General features: G+C 71.6%; 12 protein-coding genes. 8 read left to right on the top strand and 4 right to left on the bottom strand.

Annotated elements, in window-relative coordinates:
- The 3 genes from ACFWXQ_RS00240 to ACFWXQ_RS00230 all read right to left on the bottom strand — a co-directional run bounded on the left by ACFWXQ_RS00240 (nucleotide 1) and on the right by ACFWXQ_RS00230 (nucleotide 7,238).
- A complete protein-coding gene (locus tag ACFWXQ_RS00240; protein ID WP_386267178.1) occupies nucleotides 1–1,170 on the bottom strand; it encodes an AAA family ATPase in 1,170 nt (389 codons plus the stop codon).
- Between the two features lie 126 nt (nucleotides 1,171–1,296).
- A complete protein-coding gene (locus ACFWXQ_RS00235) occupies nucleotides 1,297–6,387 on the bottom strand; it encodes a hypothetical protein (RefSeq protein ID WP_386267176.1) in 5,091 nt (1,696 codons plus the stop codon).
- The gene (locus tag ACFWXQ_RS00230; RefSeq protein ID WP_383953940.1) at nucleotides 6,384–7,238 is read right to left on the bottom strand and encodes a DUF4132 domain-containing protein; all 855 of its coding nucleotides are present in this window, start codon (nucleotides 7,236–7,238) and stop codon (nucleotides 6,384–6,386) included. The genes ACFWXQ_RS00235 and ACFWXQ_RS00230 overlap by 4 nt, the downstream gene beginning before the upstream one ends.
- Before the next feature lie 173 nt (nucleotides 7,239–7,411).
- Between ACFWXQ_RS00230 and ACFWXQ_RS00225 the strand changes: the two genes are divergently transcribed.
- The 8 genes from ACFWXQ_RS00225 (at nucleotide 7,412) to ACFWXQ_RS00190 (ending at nucleotide 14,506) form a co-directional block, all read left to right on the top strand.
- Complete coding sequence (locus tag ACFWXQ_RS00225) at nucleotides 7,412–8,263, top strand: hypothetical protein (protein ID WP_383953938.1); 852 nt, start codon at nucleotides 7,412–7,414, stop codon at nucleotides 8,261–8,263.
- 124 nt (nucleotides 8,264–8,387) lie between these two features.
- Entirely contained in the window at nucleotides 8,388–8,753 is a 366-nt protein-coding gene (locus tag ACFWXQ_RS00220) for a peptidoglycan-binding protein (protein WP_383953936.1), read from the top strand.
- A gap of 94 nt (nucleotides 8,754–8,847) precedes the next feature.
- The gene (locus ACFWXQ_RS00215; RefSeq protein WP_383953934.1) at nucleotides 8,848–9,609 is read left to right on the top strand and encodes an N-acetylmuramoyl-L-alanine amidase; all 762 of its coding nucleotides are present in this window, start codon (nucleotides 8,848–8,850) and stop codon (nucleotides 9,607–9,609) included.
- Between the two features lie 133 nt (nucleotides 9,610–9,742).
- Nucleotides 9,743–10,753, top strand: a complete 1,011-nt coding sequence (locus ACFWXQ_RS00210) for an ArsR/SmtB family transcription factor (protein ID WP_383953932.1) — start codon at nucleotides 9,743–9,745, stop codon at nucleotides 10,751–10,753.
- Between the two features lie 101 nt (nucleotides 10,754–10,854).
- On the top strand, nucleotides 10,855–11,823 hold the full coding sequence (locus ACFWXQ_RS00205; RefSeq protein WP_383953930.1) for an RNA polymerase sigma factor: 969 nt from the start codon (nucleotides 10,855–10,857) through the stop codon (nucleotides 11,821–11,823).
- Nucleotides 11,824–11,908: 85 nt separating this feature from the next.
- Nucleotides 11,909–12,796, top strand: coding sequence for an alpha/beta fold hydrolase (locus ACFWXQ_RS00200; RefSeq protein WP_383953928.1), 888 nt, complete (start codon nucleotides 11,909–11,911; stop codon nucleotides 12,794–12,796).
- Between the two features lie 81 nt (nucleotides 12,797–12,877).
- Entirely contained in the window at nucleotides 12,878–13,567 is a 690-nt protein-coding gene (locus ACFWXQ_RS00195) for an alpha/beta hydrolase (RefSeq protein ID WP_383953925.1), read from the top strand.
- 102 nt (nucleotides 13,568–13,669) lie between these two features.
- Complete coding sequence (locus ACFWXQ_RS00190; RefSeq protein ID WP_383953923.1) at nucleotides 13,670–14,506, top strand: alpha/beta fold hydrolase; 837 nt, start codon at nucleotides 13,670–13,672, stop codon at nucleotides 14,504–14,506.
- A gap of 67 nt (nucleotides 14,507–14,573) precedes the next feature.
- Here the strand turns inward: ACFWXQ_RS00190 and ACFWXQ_RS00185 are convergent, their stop codons facing one another.
- On the bottom strand, nucleotides 14,574–17,387 hold the full coding sequence (locus tag ACFWXQ_RS00185; RefSeq protein WP_386267172.1) for an ATP-binding protein: 2,814 nt from the start codon (nucleotides 17,385–17,387) through the stop codon (nucleotides 14,574–14,576).
- Between the last annotated feature and the right edge of the window lie 238 nt (nucleotides 17,388–17,625).

Genomic DNA, 17,625 nt, shown 5'->3' with positions numbered 1-17,625 from the left:
TCAGTCCTCCAGGACGGTGCGCAGGTCCCACAGGGTGCGCCAGGTGGCGGAGCCCTGTTCGGCGCGGCGCCTGACGGGGCCGTCCCAGTAGCCGCGGAGCCGGGCCGCGTCGGCGGGGTCGTCCTTGCGGACCACACCGAGCAGGTGGCCCGGCAACAGGCCGAGGACGTCACGGTCGCCCGGGAAGTAGGCGGCGGCGAGCCCCAGGGCGCCCGCCACGGAGACGGCTTCCGCGGTGCTCATCACCGTGGAGGGCCGCTCGACCTCCCAGCCTTCCGCGGACCGGCCCTCCCGCAGGTCCCGGAAGGCCGTGATGAGGGCTTCCAGTACGGCGTCGTCGACCCGGAAGGGTGCTCCGGCCCGCTCGACCGAGGCGCGTGCCTGACTGCGTACGAGCGCGGTCTCGGCGTCGAGGTCCGTGATGGGGCCGACGGTCTCGAAGTTGAAGCGCCGCTTGAGCGCGGCCGACATCTCGGAGACCCCCTTGTCGCGCAGGTTGGCGGTGGCGATGAGGCTGAAGCCGGGTGCCGCGTGGGCCAGGGAGTCCTCGGTGCCCGCCAGTTCGGGTACGGCGATGCGCCGTTCGGAGAGCAACGACACCAGTGCGTCCTGCACTTCGGGCAGGCAGCGGGTGACCTCTTCCACCCGGGCGACGGCTCCCCGGGTCATGGCGGTCAGGACGGGCGAGGGCACGAGGGCCTGCCGGCTGGGCCCCTGGGCCAGCAACAGGGCGTAGTTCCAGCCGTACTTGAGCTGGTCCTCCGTCGTGCCCGCGGTGCCCTGGACTACCAGGCCGCTGGTGCCGCAGACGGCGGCGGACAGCAGCTCGGACAGCATGGACTTGGCGGTGCCGGGTTCGCCGACGAGCAGCAGCCCGCGCTCACCGGCGAGGGTGACGACACACCGCTCGACCAGGGCTCGGTCGCCGACGAACTTGCCCTCGACGACGAGGCGCCGCGGCACGCCCTCGGGCGTCGGGGCGTCGTCGGGCAGCCGCAGGGCCCGGCCGTCGCTGCCCATGACGAACGTGACGACGGCACGGGGGGTGAGCCGCCACGCAGGTGGGCGCGGCCCGTCGTCGTAGGCGGCGAGGAAGGCCAGCTCGGTGGCGTGGCGGTCCTCGGGCGGGGTGATCTGGCGGGCCGTGTCGGCGGCCAGGGTGGTGGTCATCGGTGGTCCGTCCGGTCGGGTCGGGAGGTCGTCGGCAGAAGGGGTGTCATCCGGGGAGCCGTCATGCGGGTGGCCGTCATCCGGTGCGCCGTCGGCGAGGGTTCGTCAGGTCGGCTCGGGCGGTGGTCATCGGCGGCGGCCCTTCCGGGTGGCGCGGGTGGTGAGCTTTTCGTAGGCGGGTGCGTCGCCGTCCTGCACGCGGGCCCAGGCGCCGGCGAACAGGTCGGGCACCGGGAGGAGGGGCACGGCACGCGAGCGGTCGCGCACCGGGTAGAGGCCCTCCTTCCAGGTCTCCACCGGCAGGGCGGGGGACTTGAGGTCGCGCCAGCCGCAGGGCAGGAAGAGGGTGCGTCCCGCGCGCGGTCGCTTCGCGTCCACGACCAGGTCGGTGGCCGCCAGTTCGGTGCGGGCCTTCTTCAGCCGAGCGGGCGTCCAGCCGGTCCAGCGGGCGCAGTTGCGGTCCGTCGGATCGGGCAGGGCCAGCAACTGGAGGTAGAGCGCGGCCGCGTCCTCACTCAGACCGTGTGCCGAGGCCACCTCGGCGACCAGTGCGGGAGCGACGACGGTGGGGTCCTGGGCGTGACCGACGGGGCCCTCGGGGTCGAGGCCGGCGGTCAGGGCCCGTTCGAGTCCTGCGTCGAGGATCGTGCGCAGGGCCTGAAGACCACTGTCGCGGTCCGGACCCACCAGGCCCTCCAGGAGCCCGAGGACCGCGTCGTCCGGACCGGTGAGGGCGGCGGGGCGGAGCAGGACCGTCTCCTGATCGCCGTACCAGGGGCGCAGCACGAGCGCCTCTCCGACAGGCGTCATACCGTGTTCGTCGGCTCCTCCGGTGGCGGGAAGACCGTATGCCTTGCGCAGTTCGACCGCCGTCGAGCTGCCCTTGTCCGTCCACTCGACGTCGAGGTCGAGCAGCAGGCCGGGGTCGGTGAGCCGGCGGCGCAGGGCGGCGAGGCCCTCGGGCAGGCAGGCGCGCAGCGGGTGCCCGTACGGCAGGGCATACGCGAGTGCGGCCAGGGAGGCGACGGCACGGGTCAGGTCGTACCGTCCGGGCACTGCCGCGGGGTCCGCCGGGACGAGGTTGCCGTTCTTGTCCGGCCGTTGCACCGTCGTGCGGCTGATCCAGGGGGTGAGCCCCGGATTGAGCACGGCCTCGGCGGAGCCGGCGGGTAGACCGGCGAGGTCGACCGCGAGGTCCTCGGGCAGGCGGACGACGGAGGCGAGGCGCTCGGCCCACACCCGTCCCGCGGCCGCGATGTCCGGCCCGGTCGTCCACAGATCGCCAGGGTCCTCGGGCAGCAGCGCGCTCATGAGCGCGAACCGGTCCTCCCGGCCGAGTGACGACAGACGGCCGTTGCCCAGGTCCATCTGCCGGGGCTTGAGACCGATCGTGGCGAGTACGTCGGCGCTGGGCTGCTGCGGACGCGCGGCGAGGAGCACGGTGGACTGGACGGGGCCCAGACCGTCGCGGGTCGCGGCGGCGAACGCGGCGGGCGCATCCGGGTGCCAGGGGGCCGCACCCTTGTCCCGGATCATCCGGGTGAGGGCGGCGAGCCCGTCGGCCGGAAACGCCGACGACACCGCGGTCTCCTTGTCCAGCGTGAAGTGCGCGACGGCGCCGAACGCGCCGGAGGGGTCGTGATCGAGAGCGAGCCAACTGACCCGGTCGCTCTGGGAGTCGATGTTGTGGCAGCCGAGGAGGACCACGGTGCGGCCCTCCCGACGGAGCACCTGACCGGCGCGCTGCTGTTTGCCGTGCGGCTCGCTCAACAGGATCTCGCGCAGCCCGTGTCCGGGTGCGGCGAGCGGCCCCTCGGCGACCGCTTCGAGCAGCAGGAGCAGCGCTTCCCGCTCGACGTCGGTCAGGGTGGGCGTGGCGGCGCGGTAGGCCAGCGGTCGCAGTACGCCCAGGAGGGACGGCCACACCAGGCCGATGCCGGGGATCGTGTGCTCCTCGCTCCGCCAGCCGTCACGGAGAGCGCCCGTCTGCGCGGAATCGGGCAGCTGCTTGCCGTCGGCGGGCCGTCCGGACAGCACGTGGTTCACGGCCCGGATCTGGCGCAGCGCGCTCCACTGTTGGTCGCCTCCCCACCCCCACAGGTCGGCCATGCCGTCGGTGGCGGAGCGCAGGGTGCGGTCGTCGCCGTGCACGGGACGGTAGTCGGCGAACATCTCCTCGTTCCGCCGCTGTTCGGGCCGCTTCTTCTCGACCGGCGGTGCCACGAACGCGGCGGCCGTCCCGGTGAGTTGGAGCGCCGCACGGACCAGGGCGGACACGCCGATGAGCAGCCGCTCGTCGGTGAGGCCGGGCAGGGCCCGCGCCACGGCAGGCCGAATGAAGTCGTCCACCGACGGGACGACGGGCTTGCCGTCGACGGTGGTGCCGGCGGCGTCGCCCGCCTTGACGACCTGGGCCTCACGCTCGGTCAGGGCCTGGGCCGCGGCACGCAGCACGTCGGCCGCCGCCTCGTCGGTGAGCGCCCGCAGCACGGCGGACGCCTGTTCGTCGCGGGGGCGCAGCGCGTGCCAGAAGGCGACAGGCGGTACGAGCCGGGTGCCCGCGGCGTACTCCCCGCCCCGCTGACCGGGTGTCACCCGGCCGAGTTCGCCGGAGGCGGAGGTGTCCTCGGAGGCGAACAGCACGACATGCTGGTGGAGGTACGCGGCAACGGGCTCGGCACCTCCGGGCAGTCGGAGCGCACCCAGCGGGAAGCCGGCCGTCCGCAGGGTGACGGTCCGGCCGTCCGGCGTACCGGCGGTCGTCCGGGCCTCGGTGCCTTCGCCCTCCGAGCGCACCCAGCGGCCGAGGACCGAGCCGTCGGTGCCGAAGGGGCTGTGTTCGAGGCCGGGTTGCAGCGGCAGGACCTCGCAGTGGTGCTGCAGGAGTGCGGCGTCCTCGCGGATGCCGGACCTCAGGAAGGCGGGCAGGGACGCCCGTCCGTGCGTACCGGTGGCCGGGTCGTACTCCAGCCAGACCTGCTGTCGGCCCTGCCTGCCCTCGCGCCAGCAGGTCGTGCCGTCACCTATGACGGACCGGCTCGGCGGCAGGACGGTGTCGCCGGCGTGCAGGGTGCGTCCGCCGGTGGCCCGGCCGCCGCCGGTCAGGGGGATGGAGGGGTCACCGGCGTCGTTGCCGTACCAGTGGGGCAGTTGTTCGCCGCCGAGGGAAAACACCTCGGACGGCCTGGCCGACCAGTAGCCGAACTGCTTGCTGTCCTGCCGCCACATCACGAGCAGTTCGCCGTCGGTGTAGCGGAACTGCGGGTGCTGCCAGCGGTTGAGCTCGACGGGCAGGCGCAGGTCGTGGTCGAGCAGCACCTTGTCCGGTCCGACGACGACGGCCTTGTGCCTGCGGGAGAGGATCAGCGCGGGCCAGGCCTCGGTCAGGCGCAGTGGGTCGTCGTCGCGGCTGCGGTTGCGGCCGTGCTTGCTCTTGCTCTTGGGTTCGGTGTCGGTTTCGAGGAGGCGCAGGGCCTCGTCCAGGGCGGGCCAGCCCAGTTCGTCCGGGATGCCGGCCCGCAGGGTGCGGCCGAGCAGCGGCGCGATCTCGTGCTCCGCGACATGCGCGACCGCTTGGGGGCTGACCCTGGCGGCGACCGAACGGAAGAGGCGCAGGCGGTGGAGCGCCGCGCGGGCGCCGGGCAGGCCCGTCGAGGCGCGGAACGTCTCGGCCGCGTCGTCCAGCCACTCGCGCAGCACGTCACCCAGCACGGGATGGGAGGCGAGGGCCTCCAGCACGTCGGCGAGTGTCCGGTTGTCGCTCAGCGCGTCGATGGCCCGGTGCAGCAGGGGCCGGAAACGCGGATCCGCGGCGCTGGCGGCCAGGTCGCGCCCACCGGGCTGACGATCCTGAAGCCAGCGGTCGAGGGACAGGTACACCTCTTTGTCCGCGTCGGGCATCGCCAGGGGAACTCCCTGTGACACGCACAGGTCCAGGAGGTCGAGGTCGGCACCGGCGTGCCAGCGGCCCGTGAACAGGTCCACGTCCCGGCCGTCGGCACACAGTCGTGGTGCCATCCGCTCGACGAGCCGCAGGGTGAGCGGGGAGCGGCTGCTGACCGTGCCGCCGTGCTTGCGGTGGGCGGCCCAGCGGCTGAGCCAATCCGCGGCGTCGATGGCGTCGGCCGCGTCGACGGCTCCCGTCTTCTCGCCGCCCGGACTGTCCTCGTCGCCCCGACTGTCCTCGCCGTCCTCGCCGGTGAGGAGGCGGTCGGCGCCGCTCTCGGCGAGCAGTGTCAACCAGAACTCGTCGTCCTTGACGGCGCGTCCCAGGGCGGTCGGCATGATCTCCAGCAGCCGGGCCCGGACGGCCGGTTGCTGCTCGGCGAGGATCGGGAGGGTGGCCCGGTAGGCGGTCCAGAAGGAGACGGGCGCGCGCACCGCGGCGGGCGAGGCGACCAGGTCGGCCACCAGGGCACATTCCTCGGTGACCCGGGGCAGCCCGGCGGCCTTGATCAGGCCGCGGGCATCCTGCGGCAGCGACGCGTACGGCGGCATGCCCGCCGCGCAGCGCTCCACGCACAGCTGCCGGAACTGCGACCACGCCGTGGCCGGATCCAGCCGGTGGGCCAGGTCCTTCACATACTCCTTGAGTGCCTTGACCGTCAGTGCCCCTGCGAAGGCGAACTCCAGGAACACGGCGCGCTGCCGCTCCTCGTCGACGGTGAGCGCGTGCACCCGCTCGGCCTCACGGGCCTTGCCGAAGAAGGCGGCGGCGTACGTCGTGTTCTCGTGCTGGAGGAAGATCCGGGCGGCCTGCTCGTAGAAGGTGGGCAGGAAGTGCGGTACGGCACGGCCGAGCCGCTCGCCGAGTTCCTCGAAGCCCTCTTTGGCGGTGCCGGGGCGGGACTTGGCCTGGCGTGCGAGCCGTTCGACGTCCTTGACCAGGGCCAGTGCGTGGTGGCCGTTGGCCGGGTCGTTGACCAGCGCCCAGGCGGGGAAGCCGAGGGTCTCGCGGCGCACCTGTCCGACCTCGGGGGTCTCCGGTTCGCGGGCCAGACCGAGGAACTCCAGGGCGAGGTCCTCGGCCTCGCCGAGGGTGCCCGGCACGAGCCGGACGGCGAGCCGGCCGTCCAGCGCGGGATGGGTGTACGTCCGTACGGTGAGGGAGTCGGCGTCCTCGCCGCTGGTGGCGCCCACGGGCAGGACGGCGCCGGCTTCGAGCAGCGCGGCCGCGGTGGTGTGTGCGTACGCGGTGGTTTGTGCGTCCGTGGTCATGCCGCCTGCTCCTCGTCCTCGATGTCACGCCCGGCGAACAGTGCGGCAGCCATGCGCATGCCCTCCGACCAGGCGACGGGCCCCACCTGACCGAGCTTCAGCACCCGGCCGGAGCCGTCGGTCCACATGAGGGGGCCGGTCTCGGTCTCCTCGTAGCCGTCGTAGTCGCCGATCCAGACGCGGGCCTCGACGCCGCGGGCGTCCTCCCGCACGGAGCAGACCGCGTTGCCGCCGCGCACGCGGTAGCCGAGCTGGGTGGTCCTGCCGTGCAGGAAGCGCAGTTGCTTGAACGCGCCGCCCGCGTAGTCCTCCACGCTGGTGGCCTCGGCGTCGAGACTCGCCGGGCGCTGCCACACTTCGCGAAAGAGCTGCTGGGCCCGCTGCTCCACCCCGAGTTCGACGGCGAACTCCCGCAGTTCCTCAAGGTCGTCGAGCAGAACGGGATGGGGGAGATGGACGAGCTCGGGGGCGATGCGCACACTGTCTCCGTCGAGGTCGACGAGGCCGAGCCCGCGGTCGAGGTCGGCGTCCCGGAGGAATCCGGCCACCTCGCCGTCCGGACCGGTGACGACGAGATCGCGCAGCGCGCTCTGCCAGGCGGGATCCGGCCACACCCGGGCGATGACGGCGAGGGGCACCGGAAGCGAGCGCACCATCCACTTCTCGACATCGGCGAGGCACTGGCGCTCGTGCCGTTCCAGCCACTCGGCGAGCTGCCGCAGTCCCATGACCGCGGGATCGTCGGCGAGTTTGGCCGGTACGGACTTCAACTGCCGCCCCGCTGAGTTGCGGCACACCACCTTTCCGCCGTCGAGGCCGACCTCGTAGTCGCCGGCCGTGACCCACCCCATATGTGCCTCCCCGCACTCCACTGATCAAGTGACCGGAACTCTAGGTGAGACCACTGACAACGCCTGCTCCGAGCCCCTTCGGACCGTCCTCCGGGCGGAGTTCGAGTCCGAAGCCGGTAAGTCCCCAGTACCCTGCGGGCTTTCGTGGTGATGTGGGAAACAGGGGGCACGGGATGGGACGTCAGGATCTCGCGGACGCGCTGGACGACGAGATGAGGAGGCGGCCACTGCCCCCGACTGCGGTGCGCACGCTGGGACTTTGGCTGGCCGGATCCGGTGCTCAGTACGCGAAAGGCGCCGGCGGTCACGCCGTGGAGTACAAGCCCGCACACTGGTCCGGCGTCGAACCATGGCCCGCCGAGTTCCCCGAGCGGTCGCGGACCGGAACCGCGAGAATCAGCCGTGACCAGGTGGTCGCCGCGACCCGCGGGGCGGCAGAGCGCTCGGAGTGGGCCGAGGCCCTGGTCGCGTCGTACGTATGGGGTCAGGGCCGGATCGGCTACGGTCCGCACCGGCTCAAGGAGATCCTGGCGGAGCCCACTGCGGACGACGCGTTGGCCAAGGCCGGCGCCGCCCTTCGCCAGGAGGGTGCCGTCGCGGCGTACGACGGCCTCCGCGGGGCGGTGAAAGGACTGGGACCGGCGTTCTTCACCAAGTTCCTCTACTTCCTCGACCAGGGCCACGTCCTTGATCATGCGTACTCCCTAGACCAGGGCCACTCCCTCGACCTGGCGACGGACGCTCCCGTCGCTCCCCGCGCGCTGATCCTGGACCAGCGGGTCGCGCGTGTGATGAGGGCTCATGCCGCGCGGGTGGGCGCGGACATGGCACTGGCCCACGCGTCGGACGTGGCCGCCTGGATCTGGTCGGACAGCGGCTGGACCTCCCATCGGTACGGGGTGTACCTGGAGTGGATCCATTCGGCGACCGAACAACTCGCCTCCGCGGGGATCGGGTGGCCCGGGTCACGCCCGGATCTGCTGGAACTGGCGTTGTTCGACGGTGTCTGGAATCCCGAGTCCTGACATCTGGCGTGGAGACACGTCTGACCTGCCTTCTTTCGGCCTGTTCGAATCTCGTGGACCGGCGGTCGTGTTCACACGCACTCTTACGTTCATCACAACAACCACACACCTCGGGAGAGACATCATGCGTACCCGCCGCCTAGCCCTCCTGTGCAGTACCGCCGTACTGGCCCTCGGAGGAAGCCTCGCGGTCGCGCCCTCCGCGAGCGCCACGGCCGCCGAGCCGTACTGCAACTACATCTCCGACACCGCCCGGCCCACGGTCCGTCCCAACGACGAGGGCAACGCGGTTCGTCAGGTGCAGTGCCTCATCAACGTCTACAGCAAGTACCCGACCTACGTTGACGTGGACGGGGACTACGGCCCGGCCACCGCGCAGGGCATCTACTACGTACAGACCTGTAACGCCACCGACGGCGGCGCCGACGGCATCGTGGGCCCCAGCACCTGGAACCGCCTCTACAACCCGAAGCCCGCCTGCGCCATCTAGGGCACTCCTCCGTTCCACCGGCTGCCCGCTCTTCCCGACCGAGGGAGCGGGCAGCTTCGACCGGCCCGGACACCCCCACAGGAGGAATCACGCGATGACGGTCCCGGACTCGAACCCCGCAGGCTCCCGCAGACCGGCTCGCACGGCGTCCGCGGTACCGCGACGCGTGTTCCTGGGTGCCCTCGGAGTCGCCGCCGCGTTGAGCGTCGTGCCCGGCCCGGCGGCCGCTGCCGCCACCGCCGCGTACACGCTGCGCTCGCGTGCTGCCTGGGGCGCGGACGAGAGCCTGCGGTACGCCGCCGACGGCACGGAGATCTGGCCGCCGGAGTACTACCCGGTCCAGACCCTCACCGTGCACCACACCGCCGACGGGAGCACCGATCCGGACCCGGCCGCGGTGGTACGCGCGATCTACCGCAACGACACTGTCGGCAAGGGCTACGGCGACATCGGCTACAACTTCCTGATCGACAGGAACGGCCTTGTGTACGAAGGGCGTTGGTCCGGCACCGACGGCACACCCGCGCACGACGCGTCGGGGCGGCTCGTCACCGGCGCGCACGTCCAGGGATACAACAGCGGAAACCTCGGAATCGCCCTTCTGGGGACGCTGACGACCACGCCCGCGACGACCGCCGCACGCACCGCGCTCATCCAGCTCCTGGCCGAACTGGCGGAGCGCCATGCGATCGACCCCTTGGGGAAGGTGTCCTACGTGAATCCGGTGAGCGGAGCCGCCCGCGTCGCGCCGGCCATCGGGGGTCACCGCCACTGGGCCGCCACCGACTGCCCGGGTACGGTCTTCGCAGACATGCCCGCCATTCGCACAGAGGTGGCCGCCCTGATCCAGGGCTGACGGTCCGGGCGGGCGTACACAGCACTGACCCCGCTGTGTGCGCCCGGAGGTTGAGCCGTTCCAGTCATTGTCTTCACGAGGGCCGGCGCGGCATCGTCTGCCGCGTCGGGCAGGAATCACGCATGGGGGGACCGTGCTGCGCATCCACTTCACGTCGGAGGATCTCGTCCGAACGCGGCTCGCCTGCCGCCCAGATCCCTTATGGGAGATCACCGCCAGTCTGCACCGGTTGCAGTCCCAGATGGGGCGCTGGGCCCACGCCGCCTGGTACCGCGACGCCCGCGCCGCCATCGCCACACAGCAACTGGGCTCCGTCGTGCGCACGTTGCTGTTGCCGCTCTTCCCGCGCGCGACGTACTTCCCCGACTTCCTGACCCCGGCCGAGGCAGGCGACGGGCTGAAGAGCGGGCTCGACGCGATCCTCGACACGCCGCCTGCCCGGGTCCGGCACGAGATCGGTCTGCTGGCCCAGGTGAGGAACGTGCCGACGGACATGTACCGCCTGGCGGACAAGGACGTCCGCGGAGACCTGGTCGCGGCGCTGCGCAAGTACCACAACGCGGTCATCGCCCCCTACAGCGACCGAATGCAGGCCCGTGTCGACGCCGAGTGCGCCCGCCGGGGCCGCGATCTGCTGCACGGCGGAGCGGAAGGGCTGCTCGGGGGACTGGGTCCCGCGATGCGCTGGAGAGCCCCCGTCCTGGAAGTGGAGTACGTGGGCGGTGTCGATCGTGATCTGCACCTGGGCGGCCGCGGCCTGGTCCTGATCCCCTCGTACTTCTGCTGGCAGAAGCCGGTCTCCTTCGCCGACCCCGACCTGCCGCCCGTCCTGCTGTACCCGCTGGCGTCGGGCGGCCCCATACCCCAACAGCGCCCGGCCGAGGCTCCGTTGTCGGCACTGCTCGGACGCACCCGCGCCGCGGTACTGCTCGCGGTGACGTACGGCGCCACCAACGCGGAGATCGCCCGCGCGGTCTCGGTGTCCCCCGCCAACGCCAGCCACCACACCACGGTGCTGCGCGACTCGGGACTCATCGCCAGCCACCGCCATGCGAACACCGTCCTGCACACCCTCACCCCGCTGGGAGCGGCCCTCCTCCGCCTTCCCGACCAGGACCGCCAGATCACGGTGCAGGAGGACTGAATACCGGCGGAGCCCGGTCCTCCCGGGGCGGCCGTGACGCCACCGGGCCGCCCACAGTACGGTCGCACCCAGGACGGGAGACGGCGGAAGAGGAACACCCCATGAGCCCGAACGCGGACGACGCCGCACGTCTGGAGGACGCGGTGCTCACGCGTGCCGCGCAGGCGGGTGACGTCACCGCCCTGGGTCTGCTGCTCGAACGGCACCGGGCAGGCATGCGCGCGGTGGCGCTGAGCATCCTGGGGCCGGGGCCCGACGTCGACGACGTCCTCCAGGACGCGGCCGTGACCGCGCTCCGCCGAGTGGGCGACGTCCGCGACCCCGGAGCCATCGGCGCGTGGCTGCGGATGATCGTGCGCAACGCCGCCCGTTCCCTGTTGCGAGGCGCCGTCGCCTTCCGGCCGATCGACGATCTGCAGGTGCCGTCCACGGACGCCGGACCGGAGCGCCGGCTGGAGCACCACGCGATGCGGGACTGGATCTGGGAGGCCATCGAAGAGCTTTCCCCCGCACTGCGACTGCCCCTGGTACTGCGTCACTTCAGCACCGGCGTCACGTCCTACGAGCGGATAGCCGAGGCATGCGGAGTCCCGGTCGGCACGATCCGCAGCCGGCTCAACCAGGGACGGGCCAAGCTCGCGACCGCCCTCGCCGCCACCGCGGACGCCCCGCACGGCGACACCGCGCGGCGCACCCGTGCCAGCCGTGTCGAGGCACACGAGACACTGGCCGCCGCCGAGAGCGGACGGTTCGGCGCGCTGCTGACGGAACGCTGGTCACCCGGGATCGCCCTGCTCAGGGGGAACGAACCGGTGGGCGACCGGAGCCTCCTCGTGCGGGGCATGGACGGTGACCTCGAAGCCGGCGTACGTCAGCGCCTGGCCCATGCCGTGACCGGCCGGTCCCTCGTCGTGTGGGAGATGGACCTTCTCGCCCCCGCCGACGATCCCGACCACTGCCCGCCCTCGGTGGCCTGGCTGATGACCCTGGACGACGCCGGTCGTCCGCACCGGCTGCGCCTCCTGCACCCCAGGCCGGTCCAGGCCCTCCAGTCACTCACTCCGATGTGACGGGCGTCACGTAGGCGGGGTCGAACTTCGTCCTCCCTCCGGCGTCCTGCCGGTGTCATCGACACCTGCCCGACACGGAGACCCCATGACAACGTCCTCTTTGGCCAACCCCCTGGCCGCCGGCACGCACACCGTCGAGATCGACGGAGTCGAGCAGCGCTACCACGTGCACGGCACCGGTCCGGTGTGCGTCGCGCACTCCGGCGGACCCGGCATCTTCTGGGAGTACCTGCGGATGCCCGCGCTGGAGCGGCATCTGACGGTCGTCTACCCGGAGCCGATCGGCACCGGCGCCTCCGGCAGGCTGCCCTCCCACCCCCACGGCTACACGCGGCCCCGCTACAGCCGGTTCCTCGGGGCGCTGATCGACCACCTCGGCGTACCCGAGGTGCACCTCCTGGGGCACTCGCACGGCGGCTTCGTCGTCCAATACCACGCCCTGCACCACCCCGAGCGCGTCGCCGGTGTGATCCTCTACGACAGCGCGCCGCTGACCGGTCCCGAACACGGCGCCGAGGCCATGCGCCTGGTCCAGCTGTTCGCCGAGCGGCACGCGGACCACCCCGGACTCCCCGAGGTCCTCGCGGCCTTCCAGGCCATCCCCACGATCTCCGACGACGCACGGATGACGGCCGTCGCCAGGGGACTGCTCCCCTCGTACTTCGCCGACTACTGGGGCAGGGAGGAGGAGTTCGCCCCCTTGCGAGCCTCCGTGCGGGCCACGCACATCTCCGGTCTTGACGAGAACCTCGCCCCGCACGTCATCGACGACCGTGCGGACCTCGGCTCACTCACCGTGCCCGCCCTCGTCGTCGTCGGCCTCCACGACGTCATCTGCGGGGTGCGGTGGGCCGAGGAACTGCACGAGCTGATCCCCGGATCGGAGCTGCTGATCCTGGAGAACAGCGGGCACTTCGGCCACATCGAGGAGCCGGAGGCCTTCTCGCGGGCAGTGACGCGCTTCGTGAACTAGGCCATTTGGCAGAAGCCTGCGCGGACGGTCCGCCCTAGCTTGTAGCTGCCCGGAAGCTTCCGACAAACAAGGAGCAATCGCATGAGCACCGTGAAGAACATCGTTCTCGTACATGGAGGATTCGTCGACGGCTCCGGCTGGCAGTCGGTGTACCGCCTCCTCACCCGCGACGGCTTCAACGTCAGCGTCGTGCAGAACCCGACCCACTCCCTCGAAGGCGACGTGGCGGTCACCCATCAGGTCCTCGACTCGCAGAACGGGCCGTCCGTGCTCGTCGGCCACTCCTACGGAGGAGCTGTGATCACCGAGGCCGGCCGGCACGACGGTGTGGCCGCGCTGGTCTACATTGCGGCCTTCGCGCCGGACAAGGACGAGTCGGTCGGCACCCTGATCGCCGACCCGGCTCCCGGCGCGCCCGTTCCGCCGATCCTGCCGCCCCAGGACGGCTTCCTCTTCCTGGACCGCGAGAAGTTCGCCGCGTCGTTCGCGGGCGATGTGCCGCCCGAGGACGCGCGGTTCATGGCCGACTCGCAGGTCCCCTGGGGCCTGGGGGCCCTCAACGGAACGGTCACGGAGGCCGCCTGGCGCGCGAAGCCGAGCTGGTACCTCGTCGCGACCGACGACCGCATGATCCCGCCGCCGGCGCAGCGCGCGATGGCCGAGCGGACCGGAGCCACCGTCAGCGAGGTCGCCGGAAGCCACGCCATCTACGTCTCCCAGCCGGAGGCCGTGGCGGAGCTGATCAAGCAGGCCGCCGCCCACGAGGCGTGACCCCGGCCCAGGACGGCCACCCGCAACGAGCGTGAGTTCTCACGAATCCCGACAGGATTTCGTGCCACCAGAAACGTCAGCAGAAAGCAGAGAACCAAGAACATGCGCAAGAAGGTCGTACGTCGAGGAATAGTCGCTGCGGGCACCGCGGGCGCCGTAGCGGCTGTCCTCCTGGCAACGACGGCGTCAGCGGCGCCGACGTCCACCCCGAAGGACACTGCCAAGCCGACGGTCGTGCTCGTGCACGGCGGCTTCGCCGACGCGTCCGCGAGCTGGAACGACGTGATCAAGCAGCTCCAGAAGGAGGGCTATCCGGTCGTCGCCCCCGCCAACCCGCTGAGAGGGCTGCCGACCGACGCGCCCTACCTCGCGAGCGTCCTCAAGTCCGTCAAGGGGCCGGTCATCCTGGCCGGCCACTCCTACGGCGGCGCGGTGATCACCAACGCCGCGGCCGGCAACCCCAACGTCAAGGCCCTTGTCTACGTTGCCGCGTTCGTGCCCGACAAGGGCGAGCAGGTGGGCGAGCTCCTCGGCAAGTACCCGGGCAGCGAGATCCCCGACGCGGTCAACCCCGTGCCGTTCCCGAACCCGGACGGCAGCACGGGGTCGGACCTCTACCTCAAGGCCGACAAGTTCCGCAGCGCCTTCGCCGGAGACCTTCCGGCGTCGGTCACCAACGTCATGCACGCCGCCCAGAGGCCGTTCAGCGCGTCCTCCCTGACCGATGTCACCCAGGCCGCCGCCTGGCGCACCATTCCCTCCTGGGGGCTGGTCGCGACCTCGGACAAGGCCATTCCGCCGGCACTGCAGCGCTTCGAGTACCAGCGTGCCCAGGCCCGTGGCACCGTCGAGGTCCGGGGTGCCTCCCACTCGGTCATGATCAGCCACCCGGAGGCGGTCACCAAGCTCATCGAGCGGGCCGACCGCGGCACGCGCTGATCGACAGTCACCACTGAGCGACGGCCCGCCTGTTCTCCATCACAGGCGGGCCGTCCGCGGTGAGCCATCACGGAGCCGAAGGCGTGCTGTCCTCAAGCGCAGGTGGTGAAGACGACCGGGACAGGCCGGTCAGAGCGTCGCGCAGTCCGGCGCGCGAGGTGACGTTCAACTTCCGGAAGACACTGCGCAGATGGGCGGCCACGGTTCGAGGAGACAGGAAGAGCCGCGCGGCAATCTGCTTGTTGGTCAGTCCGGTGGCGGCCAGTTGGGCCACCTGCCGTTCCTGCGGGGTCAGTTGAGAGGGCGGGGCCGCCCCGGGAATGACCGTCCTGATGGGGATTCCGCTCGCCCGCAGCTCGTTGCCCGCCCGCGCGATCCAGGGGGCTGCTCCCAGGCGTTCGAACGTGCTGAGCGCCGCTTCCAGGTGCACGCGGGCCTCGACGCCCGCTTTGGCCCGGCGCAGCCTTTCGCCGTACGCCAGACAGATCCGGGCCCAGTCGAAGGGCCATCGCTCGGCTCCGGGCGTGGCGATGGCCGCTTCGAAGAGTTCATGGTCCACGAAGTCCGGGGTGGCGATCGCCTCGGCGGCATCCGTCAGCATGGCCAGCCGCGGCGAGATCGACGGGATGTCAGTCTTCCTGACCGCCGCGACATGCGCGGCCGCTTCGGAGTGGCGGCCGGAGTGGGCGGCGGCCTCGGTGAAGTCCAGCAGGAGCCACAGGGCATGCGGCATGTGCGGCGGCAGTTCTCCGGGGGTGCCCACTTCGCCGAGGAAGCGGTAGGCGGCGTCGAAGTCCGCGCTGCCGAGCGCCGACAGGGCCCGGATGTGGGAGGCGTAGTAGCGGAGCATGCCCAGGCCCCGGGGGTTCCCCCAGGAGATGAGGCGGTCCGCGATCTGCCGTGCGGTGGTGCTGTCTCCCTGTGCGGCGGCCACCAGCCCCTGAAGGAACTGGGCAGCGCATCCCAGTACGCGGTAGTTGTAGGTCGCGCACCACCCGAGACCCTCGTCCGTGGTCCTGCGGAGTTCGTCCCACTGCCCGCTGGTGTACGCGTCGTTCGCCAGGAGGAACAGCGCCTCGATCGCCGACGTGATGGCACCGCCGTTCCGGCCGTCGTCGATGACGCGCCGCAACGCGCTGCGGCAGCCCGGCAGCCGGTCGACATAGGTGGCGGAGACGGCTGCCCGGATGATGCGCGTGGGGTCGGTCTCCTGGTGGAGGCCGGAGATGAGTTCGTCGAGACCGTCCAGTACGGACAGTGCCGCGTGGGCCGGATCGCCGAAGGCGCCCCGCATCACCGTCAGCAGGGGATCCGAGGAGCACGGTCGGGATCGCGCGACGGCACGGTCGAAGGCGCGCCACAGGTCCGGCCGCCCGCCGAAGAAGCACACCCCCAGCAGGGTGTGCAGCGCCTCGCGGAGGACGGTGTCGTCCGCCCCGTCGGGCAGGCCGTGGTGGTCGACGGCACCGACGAGAAGCTGGTGGGCGGTGTCCACGTCGCCCTCGCCGTTGAGGAGTTGGCTGGCCGCGGCGACGGCGGCCGCCAGGGAGTCCGCGCCGACCGGATCGGCGCGGCCGGCACGGTCCAGCAGAGCGCGTACGTTGCGGAGGTCACCGGTGATGTTGGCGCCCAGGTAGGCCGCCTCGGCCAGCCTTCGCCCCTTGGCCGTCCCCGTGCTGCTCAGCTCCGAGGCGCGCAGCAGGGTCGTGACGGCACCGACGGCGTCACCGCGGTGCAGGGTGCTGTAGGCCACCTGGTGCAGGAGGGCGGCCACCTGGTCGTCGGGGCCCACGGCGGCCTCGGCGAGGTGCCGGGCCCGGCGTTCGGATCCTTCCGGGAGCTCAGCGGCGAGCGCCAGGTGTCCCCACCGGCGTTCGGCGCTGGTCGACAGATCCATGACCGCGGACCGGGTGAGCGGATGCCGGAAGACCAGACGGCCCGTCAGGGTGTCCACCTGGACGAGTCCGTTCCTCTCGGCAGGAGACAGCTCCGTCAGGCCGTCGGGGTCGCCCATGGCCTGCCGCAGGATGTGCAGCTCGCCCGAGCCGTCAAGGACGGCGAGCAGGAGCAGTTTCCGGGTGGCGTCCGGAAGCGCGCCCACCCGCGTGGAGAAGATCCGCTTGAGCCGCTCGGTCAACGGCAGCACCGTCGGCAGCGTTCCTCGCTCCGACCGCTGTGCGTCGTTGAGCGAGACGGGCAGCTCCAGCAGCGCCAGGGGGTTTCCCCGGGCCTCCGCGACAAGACGCCTGCGGACCCTGGCCGCCATGGCGGGGAACCGGTCGGTCACCAGCTCGTTCGCCGATATGTCATCCAGGGGCCGAACCTCGTACGTGGGTATCCCGGTGCTGTTCAGGAACGACTCGTCGCCGGTCCGGGACGCGCCCAGCAGGGCGATGGAGCCGGTGCGTATGTAGCGGGCGACCGTGCTCAGAACCGCGGCGCTGGGGCGGTCCACCCACGCCACGTCATCGATGACGAGAGCGAGAGGGCTGCCCTCGGCGGCAGCCCGGGACAACAGGATGTGCACGGCGTTCGCGATGGCGAGCAGCTCGGTCGGCCGCCCCTCGGACAGGCCTCGGACCACTTGCAGCGTTTCCGCCTGCCGTGCGGGCAGCGCGGCGATCTCTCCGGCCAGCGGCTGCAGTATCTGGTTCAGAGCCGAGAAGCTGACGCCTTCCTCGAACTGGGAGCCGACGACACGCAGCACCCGGAAGCCGGATTCGGAAGCGCGCCGTGCCGCGGCGTCCAGCAGCGCGCTCTTGCCCACCCCGGCCTCTCCGGTCAGCATCAGCGCGGCACCCTTTGCGACGGCAGTGCCGAAGAGTCCGTCGATGATCGCCAGCTCCGCCGACCGTCCGACGAGGCGGCCGACCGAGTTCACATCGGAATTGCCTGTGCGATTCCGGTCGCCTTTCGGGGCAGGCGGTGAAAGGGGTGCCATGAAGCCTCCCGTAATGGTCGGGCACGGTCAGGTTCGTCGAGAGGAGGGCCGGCGGACAGGGGGCAGGACAGCTACGGCCGACGCGTCCAGCCGTATTCAGGACAGCCTGGGAGCGGACGGGTGAACCCGCCGTCACACAAGGCGCCGCGGGCCTCGCCTCCCGCTCCGGCGGTATCCG

This window comes from Streptomyces sp. NPDC058697 (genome assembly GCF_042715345.1).
Lineage (GTDB): Bacteria > Actinomycetota > Actinomycetes > Streptomycetales > Streptomycetaceae > Streptomyces > Streptomyces liliifuscus.
This window is presented reverse-complemented; position numbering and strand designations above follow the sequence as displayed.

Bases quoted from the DNA above. Each gene is read 5' to 3' on its own strand.
- ACFWXQ_RS00215 (WP_383953934.1), top strand. From the start codon at position 8,848: ATGACGGTCCCGGACTCGAACCCCGCAGGCTCCCGCAGACCGGCTCGC.
- ACFWXQ_RS00205 (WP_383953930.1), top strand. From the start codon at position 10,855: ATGAGCCCGAACGCGGACGACGCCGCACGTCTGGAGGACGCGGTGCTC.
- ACFWXQ_RS00200 (WP_383953928.1), top strand. From the start codon at position 11,909: ATGACAACGTCCTCTTTGGCCAACCCCCTGGCCGCCGGCACGCACACC.
- ACFWXQ_RS00225 (WP_383953938.1), top strand. From the start codon at position 7,412: ATGGGACGTCAGGATCTCGCGGACGCGCTGGACGACGAGATGAGGAGG.
- ACFWXQ_RS00220 (WP_383953936.1), top strand. From the start codon at position 8,388: ATGCGTACCCGCCGCCTAGCCCTCCTGTGCAGTACCGCCGTACTGGCC.
- ACFWXQ_RS00235 (WP_386267176.1), bottom strand. From the start codon at position 6,387: ATGACCACGGACGCACAAACCACCGCGTACGCACACACCACCGCGGCC.
- ACFWXQ_RS00240 (WP_386267178.1), bottom strand. From the start codon at position 1,170: ATGACCACCACCCTGGCCGCCGACACGGCCCGCCAGATCACCCCGCCC.
- ACFWXQ_RS00190 (WP_383953923.1), top strand. From the start codon at position 13,670: ATGCGCAAGAAGGTCGTACGTCGAGGAATAGTCGCTGCGGGCACCGCG.
- ACFWXQ_RS00195 (WP_383953925.1), top strand. From the start codon at position 12,878: ATGAGCACCGTGAAGAACATCGTTCTCGTACATGGAGGATTCGTCGAC.
- ACFWXQ_RS00230 (WP_383953940.1), bottom strand. From the start codon at position 7,238: ATGGGGTGGGTCACGGCCGGCGACTACGAGGTCGGCCTCGACGGCGGA.